At 63.2% G+C, this 12,107-nt stretch carries 10 protein-coding genes, 1 tRNA gene and 1 pseudogene; 2 read left to right on the forward strand and 10 right to left on the reverse strand.

Annotation, left to right across the window (positions count from 1 at the left end; genetic code table 11):
- Positions 1-111: 111 nt before the first annotated feature.
- From minE to map, 5 genes are all read right to left on the reverse strand, one after another.
- Positions 112-366: a cell division topological specificity factor MinE gene (gene minE, locus F6X37_RS27570; RefSeq protein ID WP_008922443.1), complete on the reverse strand. Its 255-nt coding sequence runs from the start codon at positions 364-366 to the stop codon at positions 112-114.
- A 14-nt stretch (positions 367-380) separates the two neighbouring features.
- Positions 381-1,196: a septum site-determining protein MinD gene (minD, locus tag F6X37_RS27575; RefSeq protein WP_187613482.1), complete on the reverse strand. Its 816-nt coding sequence runs from the start codon at positions 1,194-1,196 to the stop codon at positions 381-383.
- Between the two features lie 108 nt (positions 1,197-1,304).
- Positions 1,305-2,153, reverse strand: coding sequence for a septum site-determining protein MinC (gene minC, locus F6X37_RS27580; RefSeq protein ID WP_187613483.1), 849 nt, complete (start codon positions 2,151-2,153; stop codon positions 1,305-1,307).
- A gap of 209 nt (positions 2,154-2,362) precedes the next feature.
- On the reverse strand, positions 2,363-2,896 hold the full coding sequence (locus tag F6X37_RS27585; RefSeq protein ID WP_090803490.1) for a GNAT family N-acetyltransferase: 534 nt from the start codon (positions 2,894-2,896) through the stop codon (positions 2,363-2,365).
- A gap of 91 nt (positions 2,897-2,987) precedes the next feature.
- A complete protein-coding gene (gene map, locus F6X37_RS27590; RefSeq protein WP_187613484.1) occupies positions 2,988-3,773 on the reverse strand; it encodes a type I methionyl aminopeptidase in 786 nt (261 codons plus the stop codon).
- Between the two features lie 485 nt (positions 3,774-4,258).
- Between map and F6X37_RS37700 the strand changes: the two are divergent.
- Positions 4,259-4,893: pseudogene (locus tag F6X37_RS37700) on the forward strand (methyl-accepting chemotaxis protein); the annotation flags it as partial.
- 134 nt (positions 4,894-5,027) lie between these two features.
- Here F6X37_RS37700 and F6X37_RS27600 read toward each other — a convergent pair.
- From F6X37_RS27600 to F6X37_RS27615, 4 genes are all read right to left on the reverse strand, one after another.
- Entirely contained in the window at positions 5,028-6,419 is a 1,392-nt protein-coding gene (locus F6X37_RS27600; RefSeq protein ID WP_187613485.1) for a hypothetical protein, read from the reverse strand.
- Positions 6,420-7,172: 753 nt separating this feature from the next.
- Positions 7,173-7,263, reverse strand: a tRNA-Ser gene (locus F6X37_RS27605).
- 202 nt (positions 7,264-7,465) lie between these two features.
- The gene (serS, locus tag F6X37_RS27610; protein ID WP_090803484.1) at positions 7,466-8,761 is read right to left on the reverse strand and encodes a serine--tRNA ligase; all 1,296 of its coding nucleotides are present in this window, start codon (positions 8,759-8,761) and stop codon (positions 7,466-7,468) included.
- Positions 8,762-8,825: 64 nt separating this feature from the next.
- Entirely contained in the window at positions 8,826-10,139 is a 1,314-nt protein-coding gene (locus tag F6X37_RS27615; RefSeq protein ID WP_187613486.1) for a replication-associated recombination protein A, read from the reverse strand.
- Positions 10,140-10,351: 212 nt separating this feature from the next.
- On the opposite strand from F6X37_RS27615, the gene cytX reads away from it, so the two are divergent.
- The gene (gene cytX / locus F6X37_RS27620; protein WP_187613487.1) at positions 10,352-11,668 is read left to right on the forward strand and encodes a putative hydroxymethylpyrimidine transporter CytX; all 1,317 of its coding nucleotides are present in this window, start codon (positions 10,352-10,354) and stop codon (positions 11,666-11,668) included.
- Positions 11,669-11,788: 120 nt separating this feature from the next.
- Here the strand turns inward: cytX and F6X37_RS27625 are convergent.
- A partial coding sequence (locus tag F6X37_RS27625; RefSeq protein ID WP_222944953.1) for a hypothetical protein occupies positions 11,789-12,107 on the reverse strand: 319 nt, incomplete at its 5' end.

Raw genomic sequence — 12,107 nt, forward strand, 5'->3', positions numbered from 1 at the left:
CAGACAGAAGCCAGAGGACGAGCCGAACGCCGCACCGCATCACGTCGCTGCGACGCGACGCCATGCGACGTCCTGCACATGATGCGAGATGGACCGCGGTCCATCCGAAGCTCAGGCCTGGGGTATTTCGATCTTGACTTCGAGCACTTCGAGATCGTCCTGACGCTCGAGACTCACCCGTATGTCGTCATCGGAAATCTTCACGTACTTCGAGATCACGGCCACCAGTTCGCGTTGCAACGCAGGCAGATAATCGGCGGGTGCATGGCCGCCGGCGCGCTCGTGCGCGATGATCAACTGCAGGCGTTCCTTCGCTACCGACGCGGACTTCTTTTTCTCGCCCAGCAAAAACGAAAGAATCGACATGACGTGCGCTCCCCTTACTTGGTGCCGAAGAGGCGCTGCAGCAGCCCGGGCTTCTGGTAATCGACAAAGCGAAGCGATTTCTGCTCGCCGAGGAAACGCGACACGACGTCCTTATAGGCTTCGGCCACATCGGTGCCGTCCATATGCACGGCCGGCAGACCCTGGTTCGACGCGTGCAGCACCGCTTCCGATTCCGGAATCACGCCGATCAGGTCGATGCGCAGAATTTCCTGGATGTCGGTCAGCGACAGCATTTCGCCTTCGCTGACACGCTTCGGGTTGTAGCGGGTGATCAGCAGGTGCTCCTTGATCGGCTCCTTGCCCTCGATCGCGCGCTTGGTCTTCGACGACAGGATGCCGAGAATGCGATCGGAGTCGCGTACCGACGACACTTCCGGGTTCGTCACGATCAGCGCTTCGTCGGCGAAGTGCATCGCAAGCAGCGCGCCCGACTCGATACCGGCCGGCGAATCGCAGACGATGTATTCGAAGTCCATCTTGATCAGATCGTTGATGACCTTCTCGACGCCTTCCATCGTCAGCGCGTCTTTATCGCGCGTTTGCGAGGCCGGGAGGATGAACAGGTTCTCGCATTTCTTGTCTTTGATCAGCGCCTGATTCAGATTCGCTTCGCCCTGGATCACGTTGATCAGGTCGTACACGACGCGGCGCTCGCAGCCCATGATGAGGTCGAGGTTGCGCAGGCCGACGTCGAAGTCGATCACGGCGGTCTTGCTGCCGCGCAACGCGAGGGCCGACGCAAAGCTCGCGCTCGTGGTCGTCTTGCCCACGCCACCCTTGCCCGAAGTCACCACAATGATTTTTGCCATTACCCTTACCTTGTGTTCGTCAAATGCGTCAATTGGTGCGCGGCCCGCCTCGCCGTGAAACGCCGCGTGCCGCGCAATCGCTCCGGGCAGCGCGCGTTTCGCGGCGCTTTACGTGAGCCGCAGCGGTTCGATCATCAGTTTTTCTTCTTCGAGCCAGATCTGCACCGGCTTGCCGAGCACGTCGGCCGGCAGCGGGTTCTCGGTCGTTCGATAGATGCCCGCGATCGAGATCAGTTCCGGTTCGAGACACGTGCAGAAGATGCGCGCGTCGTGATTGCCCTGCACGCCGGCCAATGCCCGGCCGCGCAGCGGCGCGTAAATGTGGATGTTGCCTTCGGCGATCACCTCGGCGCCGTAGCTGACCAGACCGAGCACGACCAGATCGCCTTTTGCGTAAATACGCTGACCCGAGCGCAACGGCTTGTCGACCACCATCGTTTGCGGCGACGTGGCAAGACGCACCGGCTCGGCGGCGGGCGTGGGTTCGACGGCGGCGGCAGCGGCCGTGCCCGTGGCCGCGCTGGCGGTTGCGGATGCAGAGCTGGCGGACGCGCTCGTGCCCGCGCTTGCCTCGGTGCCCGCCGCCGCGTTTGCCGCGCTCGCCGTGCTGTCCTCATCGGCCTGCTTCGCCGGCGCGCCGCGGCGATCGCGCGCTTCGAGCAACGGCAATCCCGACTCCGTCGCCCACTGTTGCTCCGCATTCGCGACCACGCCGACCGGACGCATGCGCACGCTGTCGAGCAGTTGCGCGATGTCGGCGAGCGGCACGCGTTCGTTGCCGGAGAGACGCCGCACGTCGATCGCGACGACGTCGTTAGCGAAGAATTCAGGGGTCGCCTCGAAGCGTCGCGTCAGCTCGGCACGCATCGCATCGAGGTCGGTCGTTTTGACCACGAACATCAGCGTGTCGACAGAGCCGCTGCGCAGTTCGAAAAAGGGCGATTTCTTGGGCGACATAGCGTTCGGCGAAAAATTTTGCGTATTTTACAGGCGTACAAGCGCGCGGCCACTATTTTTCCCGGGAGAATCGGTGCTCGCGCGCGCAAGCGCAACGCGTGTCGTCGATGCGATCGACGCGCGACGGTGCGAAAGAAACGCTGGCGGGAAAAGACCGTGATGAAGGGACGGCGAAGACGAGCGGCGCACGCGACGCGCCGCTTGGGCGATCACTGCTGTAACACCTGCGAAGTAGTCGGCACGTGCCGCACCAGCAGACTTTCGACCTGCTCGGGTGCGCGCTCGACGCGCCGGTGCTCGCCGGTCGGGCCAAAGCCCAGCGCTTCGTAAAAGCGCATCGCGTTGCGGTTCGCGTCGGCGACCCACGCGTAGATTTCCGTGGCGCCCGCATTCGCGAGCCAGCTGCTCGCGGTATCGACGAGCAGCTCGCCGCCGCGCAGATGGCGCACGGCCGGCGCCACCCACAACTCGCAGACGAACGCGCGACGCGCCGCGGTGTCGTCGAAATGCGCCTCGATCAGCCCGGCCGGATGACCCTCGGTATAGAGCAGGAATGCACCGACGGACTGCGAAACCGCGTGATTCGCCGCGGTCGCGTCGAAACTGGCGGCATCGGCCGACAACGCGTCCTCGAGCGTCGCGCCGAAGGCGTACGGCGCCTCCCGCAGCGAGGCCGTGCGGAGTTCGCGAAAAACGGCGCCCTGATCAGCAGTGATGCGGCGAACGGTCAATGACGGACTCATGCAGACGAAACCCCTGGAAACCCTAACGCGTAGCTTTAACCGAACCGGCCGGCGAGTCAAATTTATTATTGACCAGAATATGCGGTCCCGCTCACGGCGCGTCGTAGTCGCCCGTGCCGTCCGGCCACGGCGTCAGCAGTTCATAGCCGTCGTCGGTCACGGCGACCATGTGCTCCCATTGCGCCGACAGCGAGCGGTCCTTCGTGATCACGGTCCAGCCGTCGCGCTGTACCGACGTGCCGGCGCGGCCCGCGTTGATCATCGGCTCGATCGTGAAGACCATGCCCGGCTTCAGGCGCACCCCCTGCCCCGGCTGCCCATAGTGCAGCACCTGCGGGTCCTCGTGATAGACCTTGCCGATGCCGTGCCCGCAGTAGTCGCGCACGATCGAGAAGCCCTCGCGCTGCGCGACCTTCTGGATCGCGTGGCCGACGTCGCCGAGCGTCGCGCCCGGCTTCACCTCGCGGATGCCGGCCACCATCGCCTCGTAGGTCGTGTCGATCAGCGCACGCGCGACCGTGCTCGACTGGCCGACGCAGTACATGCGGCTCGTGTCGCCGAAATAGCCGTCCTTGATGATCGCGACGTCGATGTTGAGGATGTCGCCGTCCTTCAGGATCTCGTTGCGATTCGGAATGCCGTGACACACGACATGGTTGACCGACGTGCAGACGGTCTTCGGAAAGCCCAGATAGCCGACGTTGGCCGGAATCGCTTTCTGCGTGTGGACGATGTAGTCGTTGCACAGCGCGTCGAGGTCGTCGGTGCAGACGCCTGCCTTGACGTGCTTGCCGATCATTGCCAGCACATCGGCCGCTAGGCGGCCCGCAATGCGCAGCTTCGCGATATCGTCGGGAGTCTTGTAGGTAATGGCCATGAATTCAGTCGATGTGAGTCGCGGGTCAAGCGCGAGATGACCCGCCGCGCCCGAAAGCCCGGCGGCCCGCAACCGCCGCTCGATTGGGCGATTTCGGGCAATTGTACAGAGGATCGCGGATGGACCCCGCGCAAATCGGCTGAAGCGGTGCGCGGGAGGAGGCGGTGGCGCTATTGGAGCTATGCCCTGGCGCGCGCCCGAATCACTATGACGGGCTTTTGCTCGGCCAGCTTGCGGGCCTGCTCGTTCAGATGGACTGGCGGCCAAGGGACTCGAACGATCATCGAGCCGGACATCGTGATCGTTCAGTTTCCCGAACTAAAATTCGGGCGTTTCGTCATGCCGCCCGCTGCGTTCCGCCCTTCGCCATATCGTACGGATCACGCTGATTGCGGGCGTACTGCTTCGGCGCCATTGCCGACCAGCGCCGGAACGCGCGAATGAATGCCTTCTCCGACGCAGCGGTGCACTATGCGTCGGTCGTCGCGCTCGGCGAGACGGCCTCCGCGATGGAGCAGCTGACCGCGACCGTGCAGCTCAATGCGAGCAATGCCGAACAGGCGAGCGAGCTCGCGCGCGGCGCGTCGAACCTCGCCGCGCATGGCCGCGCCGCGGTCGCGCAGCATGATCGAAACGATGCGCGCGATCCACACGGGCTCGGCGCAGATGACGGGCATCATCAGCACGATCGAGAGCATCGCATTTCAAACCAACGTCCTCGCGCTCAACGCAGCGGTCGAAGCCGCGCGTGCCGGCGACGAGGGTCGCGGCTTCGCGGTCGTCGCCGGCGAGGTGCGCAGCCTCGCGCGAGATTGGCGCGCTGATCGCCGATTCGACGTCAAGCGTCGAACGCGGCGCGGGACTCGTCGAAGACGCGGGCGGCACGATGCAGCAGATCGAAGCGGCGATCGCGCGCGTGACCAGCATCGTCGGTGACATTGCGCAGGCGTCGCGTGAGCAGAGCGATGGGATTCAGCAGGTGGGCATCGAGATCACGCAGATGGACGAGGTCACGCAGCAGAATGCGGCGCTCGTCTAGGAAAGCGCGGCGGCCGCCGCGTCGCTCGCGGGACAGGCGCGGGCATTGAGGGAGATGATGGAAGGGTTTCGGGTGGGATGAGACGCCCGTCCCCTGGCCTCGATACGCTGAAGGCAAGGGTTGGGCGCCGCTGTCAGGCCCGGCGACGTGCTGCCCTTGACACCGGGCCGCATCGACCACAGACGTGCGGGCCTGCTTACGTCAATATCCGCGGCTTAGTTGTCGGGATGGGCCGCCGTGAAGCTTTGGAACGCACTGTACGACGGATTCAACGGCGAGCCGTTCATCATGATGCCGAAGGTCTGGTCGCCGCTATCGAGCACGTAATACATGACGGCCTGGATATTGTGCGTCTTGCGGTTCTGATAGAACTCGCCGAGCTTCGTCGTGATGTAGTTCCCACGATAGGTCTCGTTTTGCTCCGGTCCGGTGTTCCACTCGGTGATGATGAATGGCACGCCATACCGGGCCTTGCAATAGATCGGCAGGTCGAAGCCAGGTTGGGCGCCGTCCGCACCGAGGGAGAACACATCGCCATACACCTCGTAGTTGTGCCACGTGGTGATGTCCCAGCGCACGGTCGGGTAACCGCCGCTGCCATCCGGCTGATTACCGTCCCACAGCGCGTCCGCCGCGCCGACATCGTTCACGCAGAAATTGATGCCGCACTTCGCGTTCGACTGAACCGCTTTCACGCCGTCGATCATCCCGCGCATCACGCCGCGCATCACCGGCCAGTTCGCGTTGTTGAAGTCCGCTGCCTTCGTGCCCGCAGCGTTGAAGTCGAGCACGGTGGCGTTCGTGCGCGTCAACTCGTTGCCGCATTCGTAAATGGTCACGCCATAAGGTTTCAGTGCGTTCGCGACCGACTGCGCTACCGCGTAACCCTGGCTGTAAGCGGCATTCTCGCCAGCCAGCAGGTTGCCGTTGGAGTCGTAGACGCCCTGGTCGATCAGCGCGACCAACGTCATGCCGGCCGCCTGGAAAGCCTGTGCGAGCCCGATCGCCGCGTTCAGCTGGGTCGCATTGTTGGTGACGCCGACGCGATAGCTCGTGCAGCCCATGGCCTTCAGGATCGAGACGATCTGCTGGGGCGTGTACGTGTAGTCGAAGTGGCCGTTCATGCCATAGAACATGCCGGCCTGCGGTGTGATCGCGATGCGCGGATCGTTGCAATGCAGCCATAGGTTGGGGACGTCCGCAGTGACGTAGAACTCGCCGCCCGTGCCGCAATGCCAGATCTTGCCGCCGTAGAACAACACGAGCGACACGTTGTACGTGATGCCGAACGTCGCGCCGTTGCGATAGATGACGCCGTTGGAGAGCGTCCACGTCGCGCCGAACTGGTCGATGATGTACGGCGCGGAAGGCAGTGAGGTGCCATCGGGCGACATGTTCGGGACACTCGCCTTCGCGACCGGCGACGTATTGTCCGCGGTGCTGGAGGTAGCGGACGCACCCGACGCTGCCGCGGCACCGGAAGCACCGGTCGCGGCGGCTGCCTTGCCAGTCGCATTCGATGACCCACTTCCCCCACCACACGCGGTCAAAAGATAACTTGCGCTCAGGGCCGTCAGGCCCCCAATGAATTGACGTCGTTTTATCATCGCGGAGTAATTCCAAATGTCGGGAAAATTCCCGATAAAAAGACCAAAAGGTGAATTCGTTGTGATTCGACGGACAATCAATAAGGATTCGATGCAAATGAATTTGCAGGCCTTAAAGACTATTGTCCCGAAGTGCTTTGAACGCACGTCTGTGTTGTCCGATTGAACCGAGGCGCGCGAAGGTGCTCCTCGCGGTGGTTCAGATTGACAGGGCTGGGTGCGCGTTGGTTCGCAAACGTTTGCGGTGCAAACCTTTGCGGTGCAAACGTTTACTGATTAATTGCCGAAGCTTTCATTTTCAGGAAAATTCTTCCTGTAAAAGCTTCTGACGGCGTAAATCGTACCCTGAACGAATGACCGAGCCCAACCAAAAATCGTATTTATCTGTAAAAAAGGGCAGATCTTGCCGAGATCTGTGGGGTCGGCGAAGATTCGCACTTTCAGAAGTCGATCGGGGGGCGGGTCGCCCGCAAATTTTCTGACTTCGACCCCTTATAGCGTGCAATAGCCACGCCCAGAATATGTCCGCTCTATGAATTAGGGGACGGTGCAGCACGGATGACTTATGATATTTGTATGGAAATGAGATGAAAAAGACCACGAGCAACAAATGGCTTATGTAAAAAATTGAAACAAAGGATTTCGCCAAAATAGAAATGATGCTTGAATAATTTCGAATTGCCTTGGCAAAGCCATTCGAGAACTCAAAGCAAAAAACCCCTTGATCTCGGTGAAATCAAGGGGTTCAGAATTTGGCGGAAAGGGTGGGATTCGAACCCACGGTACGGGGAAACCGTACGCCTGATTTCGAGTCAGGTACATTCGACCACTCTGCCACCTTTCCGGGTATTCCAACTCGCTACTGCATCGTCGGATCCAAGCGGGCCGTTGCTTGGGAGAAAAAGATTATAGAACAGCTCGAATTAGTTTTCCAAGCCCCCTCATCCAAAAAATTTCTAAAAAATTTTCGCGGGACCTCGATGCCGTTCGCGGCATCCATCGTCAGACACGCGACGACACCGCGCCTGCGCGCGCCTCGGCGACGCTCAGGCGGCCGGCACTTGCAGCCGCTCGACGCCGCCGAGGTAAGGCCGCAGTGCCGTGGGCACCGTCACCGAGCCATCGGCGTTCTGGAAGTTCTCGAGCACCGCGACGAGCGTGCGGCCCACCGCGAGACCCGAGCCGTTGAGCGTATGCACGAGCTCCGGCTTGCCCTGCGCGTTGCGGAAGCGTGCCTGCATGCGTCGCGCCTGGAACGACTCGGTATTCGAGCAACTCGAAATCTCACGATAGGTGTTCTGCGCGGGCAGCCACACTTCCAGGTCGTAGGTCTTCGCTGCGGAAAAGCCCATGTCGCCGGTGCACAGCGTGATCACGCGATACGGCAGTTCGAGCTTTTGCAGAATCGCCTCCGCATGGCCGACCATCTGCTCGAGCGCGTCGTACGATGCGCCTGGCGCTACGACCTGCACCATCTCGACCTTGTCGAACTGATGCTGGCGGATCATGCCGCGCGTGTCGCGGCCATACGAGCCCGCTTCCGAGCGGAAGCACGGCGAGTGCGCGGTCAGCCTGATCGGCAGCGCGTCCGCTTCGACGATGCTCTCACGCACCGTGTTCGTCAGCGAAATTTCCGAGGTCGAGATCAGGTACTGCGTGACCGTGTGTTCACCGCCGCCCTTTTCGACGCGGAACATATCGTCCGCGAACTTCGGCAGTTGGCCCGTGCCGTACAGGATGTCGGGATTGACGATGTACGGCGTGTAGATCTCGGTATAGCCGTGCTGCTGCGTGTGCGTGTCGATCATGAACTGCGCGAGCGCGCGATGCAGCCGCGCAATCTGGCCGCGCAGCATCGTGAAGCGCGCGCCCGACAGCTTCGCGCCGGTCTCGAAGTCGAGGCCGAGCGGCGTGCCGACGTCAACGTGATCCTTGACCTCGAAGTCGAACTGGCGCGGCGTGCCCCAGCGGCGCACTTCGACGTTGCCGGCTTCGTCGTTGCCGACCGGCACGCTTTCGTGCGCGAGATTCGGCACGTCGAGCAGCAGATCGGACAGACGCTTCTGGATGTCTTCGAGCTTGACCGCCGACGCCTTCATCTCGTCGCCGATGCCGCCGACTTCGGCCATCACCGCCGACGTGTCTTCGCCGCGTCCTTTCATCGCGCCGATCTGCTTGGACAGGCTGTTGCGGCGCGCCTGCAGTTCTTCGGTACGGGTCTGGGTATCGCGGCGTTCCGCTTCGAGCGCGGTGAAGGCCGCGACGTCGAGGGTATAGCCGCGGTCGGCGAGGCGCTTTGCGACGCCGTCGAGGTCTTTGCGCAGCAACTGGATGTCGAGCATGGGATGGGACGGATGTTCGTTGTATGAAAACGCGATTTTAACGCACCGGCAAAGGTGAAACGCCTCAAGCCTTCTTCGGCTTGTTCTCGGCGCGCCACCGCGCATCGAGCTCGCCAAGGCGCGCGAGCTTCTCGCCGATCTTGCCTTCGAGACCACGCGGTGTCGGCTCGTACCAATGCGGCTCGCGCATGCCGTCGGGCAGATAGGTTTCGCCGGCCGCGTACGCATCGGGTTCGTCGTGCGCGTAGCGGTAGTCGTGGCCGTAGCCGAGTTCCGTCATCAGCTTCGTCGGCGCGTTGCGCAGATGCACCGGCACCGCGCGCGACTGGTCCTTGCCGACGAAGCGCCGCGCCTCGTTGTACGCGTTGTACCCGGCATTCGATTTCGGCGCGACCGCCAGATAGATGATCGCCTGCGCAAGCGCGAGCTCACCTTCGGGCGAACCGAGACGCTCGTAGGTTTCGGCGGCGTCGAGCGTGATGCGCGCGGCGCGCGGGTCCGCGAGGCCGATGTCTTCCCACGCCATGCGCACGATGCGACGCGCGAGATAGCGCGGGTCCGCGCCGCCGTCGAGCATGCGGCAGAACCAGTACAGCGCGCCGTCCGGGTTGCTGCCGCGCACGGATTTATGCAGCGCGCTGATCTGGTCGTAGAAGGCGTCGCCGCCCTTGTCGAAGCGGCGCAGATTCTCCGCGAGCGCGCTGCCCAATAACGCGCCGTCGATTTCGGTGGTCTTCTGCCGGGCGGCCGCGCGCGCGACGATCTCGAGGTTGTTCAGCAGCTTGCGGCCGTCGCCGTCGGCGGATCCGATCAGCGCGGCGCGCGCTTCGTCGGTGAACGTGAGGCCGCCGAGTTCCTTTCGCGCGCGCTCGAGCAGCTCGCGCTGCTCGTCGTCGGTCAGGCTCTTCAGCACGTAGACGGCGGCGCGCGACAGCAACGCGCTATTGACCTCGAACGACGGATTCTCGGTCGTCGCGCCGACGAACACGAACAGGCCCGACTCGACGTGCGGCAAGAACGCGTCTTGCTGGCTCTTGTTGAAGCGATGCACTTCGTCGACGAACACCAGCGTCTGATGGCCGTTCGCGCGATGGATCTGCGCGGTTTCGACCGCCTCGCGGATATCCTTCACGCCCGACAGCACCGCCGACAACGCGATGAACTGCGCGTGAAACGCATCGGCCATCAGCCGCGCGAGCGTGGTCTTGCCGACGCCCGGCGGGCCCCACAGGATCATCGAATGGGCCTCGCCCGATTCGAACGCGACCCTGAGCGGCTTGTTCGGACCGAGCAGATGCGACTGGCCGATCACTTCGTCGATATTGCGTGGCCGCAGGCGTTCGGCGAGCGGAACATTGGCACGGGTTTCTTCAAACATGACGTTTTGGGGATAATCTCGGCTTTCCGGGGCACGCACCGCTTCGGAGCAGCGCCTCGCGGGACAAGCGCAAAGCCCGCGTCCGGCCGCAAACACAGGCACGAACGCGGGCAACGTCCTGCATTATGACAGTGACGGCGGCCAGGCGATGGCCGACCCGGGGCGCCGGCAACGCAAAGAATCACAGCACCACCAACAGGAACGAACATCAGATGGCTCAAGATTCCGTCGCCGGCGACGCCGGCTCCACCTACGCGCCGCTCACGCCGGTGCCCGACGCGCGCCGCGCGTTTCGCACCGGCGACGCGTTCGCGCTGTGGTTCTCGCTCGGCATCGGCCTGCTCGTCGCCCAGGCGGGCGCGCTGCTGGTGCCGGGGCTGTCGCTGCCGCACGCGCTCGTCGCGATCGTGCTCGGCAGCGTGATCGGCGTCGTGCTGCTCGCGCTCGTGGGCGTGATCGGCACCGACACCGGGCTCGCGGCGATGTCGTCGCTGCGTCCGACGCTCGGCGTGCGCGGCGCGTCGTTGCCGGCCGTGCTGAACATGGTGCAACTGGTCGGCTGGGGCTCGTTCGAGGTGATCGTGATGCGCGATTCCGCCGATGCGCTCGCGAAACAGGCGTTCGGCCTGTCGATGCCGCTCGTGTGGACCGTGATCTTCGGCGTGCTCGCGACGCTGCTCGCGATCAGCGGCCCGCTGTCGTTCGTGCGGCGCTTTCTGCGCAAGTGGGGGATCTGGCTGCTGCTCGCGGGCGCCGCGTGGCTCACGTGGAACCTGCTCGCACGCCACAATCTCGCGGACCTGATGCGTCGTCCCGGCACCGGCGAGATGTCGTTCGGCGGCGCGGTCGACCTCGTGGTCGCGATGCCGCTGTCATGGCTGCCGCTGATCGCCGACTACACGCGCTTCGGCCGCCGCGCCGGCGAGACGTTCCGCGGCACGCTATCCGGCTATGGCATCGCGAACATCTGGTTCTATGCGCTCGGCGCGGTCTACGGGCTCGCTGCCGGCGGCGGCGATGCATTGCTGACCGGCGCGCTCGCGCAAGCGGGCGGCGGGTTTGCGCTGCTGCTGATTCTGATCGACGAAATCGACAATGCGTTCGCCGACATCCACTCGGCCGCGGTGTCGACCGGCACGTTCTGGACGCGCGCGAGCGTGCCGTTGCTGTCGGCCGCGTTCGGTGCGCTGTGCACGCTGATCGCGCTGCTCGTGCCGATGGCGAAGTACCAGAACTTCCTGCTGCTGATCGGCTCGGTATTCGCGCCGCTGTTCGGCGTCGTGCTGATGGATCACTTCATCGTGCGCAAGCGTCGCGTCGACGCCGCGGTGCTCGCCGATGTGCGCGGCCGCTACGGCTTCTCGGGCGGCTGGCACCTGAGCGCGTTCGTCGCTTGGGCGATCGGCATCGCCTCGTACCAGGTGATCAATCAATGGCTACCGAACGTCGGCGCGACGCTGCCGTCGCTTGCGATCGGCGCGGTGTGCTATTACGCGTGCGTATCGGCGCGCAAGACCGCGTATGCGTGAGCGCGTCACCCTCAGCGCGTTGCATTAGACGCAGCTGTCACAAAATAAAAAAGACCTGCAATCCAAATGCAGGTCTTTTTTTGTGACCGTCGAATGGCCAATCACAGTGCGCGCCGCGGGCTATTTTTTCGCCGCGTTGCGCCGACGCGATTCGGCCTTGCGACACAGATCCGTGAGCAGCCAACGGGCGACGGTCTCCGGCCGATTCGGCGCATACGAGGCGAATTTGCTCTCGTTCGCGAAATGGACGACGACGGTGCCCGTCATTACGCGATAAGTTCCGGCATAGTTTACGCCGTCCAGTTCCACGCTTAAGTGTTGCTGGTAAACGCGTTTGAATTTTGTTAACTTCGGCGACCCCATTGCGCCGGAGTCCAGATGAAGTGTGTTGTAGAGCTGAGCGAAGCCGAGGAAAAGACCTTGCAACAGATGTCGTTGA

Origin of the sequence: Paraburkholderia sp. 31.1 (genome assembly GCF_014397645.1) — a bacterium.
GTDB lineage: Bacteria > Pseudomonadota > Gammaproteobacteria > Burkholderiales > Burkholderiaceae > Paraburkholderia > Paraburkholderia tuberum.

Excerpts from the sequence above, each read along its gene's own strand:
- minE (WP_008922443.1), bottom strand. The coding sequence starts at position 366 with ATGTCGATTCTTTCGTTTTTGCTGGGCGAGAAAAAGAAGTCCGCGTCG.
- F6X37_RS27585 (WP_090803490.1), bottom strand. The coding sequence starts at position 2,896 with ATGAGTCCGTCATTGACCGTTCGCCGCATCACTGCTGATCAGGGCGCC.
- minC (WP_187613483.1), bottom strand. The coding sequence starts at position 2,153 with ATGTCGCCCAAGAAATCGCCCTTTTTCGAACTGCGCAGCGGCTCTGTC.
- map (WP_187613484.1), bottom strand. The coding sequence starts at position 3,773 with ATGGCCATTACCTACAAGACTCCCGACGATATCGCGAAGCTGCGCATT.
- serS (WP_090803484.1), bottom strand. The coding sequence starts at position 8,761 with ATGCTCGACATCCAGTTGCTGCGCAAAGACCTCGACGGCGTCGCAAAG.
- cytX (WP_187613487.1), top strand. The coding sequence starts at position 10,352 with ATGGCTCAAGATTCCGTCGCCGGCGACGCCGGCTCCACCTACGCGCCG.
- F6X37_RS27615 (WP_187613486.1), bottom strand. The coding sequence starts at position 10,139 with ATGTTTGAAGAAACCCGTGCCAATGTTCCGCTCGCCGAACGCCTGCGG.
- F6X37_RS27600 (WP_187613485.1), bottom strand. The coding sequence starts at position 6,419 with ATGATAAAACGACGTCAATTCATTGGGGGCCTGACGGCCCTGAGCGCA.
- minD (WP_187613482.1), bottom strand. The coding sequence starts at position 1,196 with ATGGCAAAAATCATTGTGGTGACTTCGGGCAAGGGTGGCGTGGGCAAG.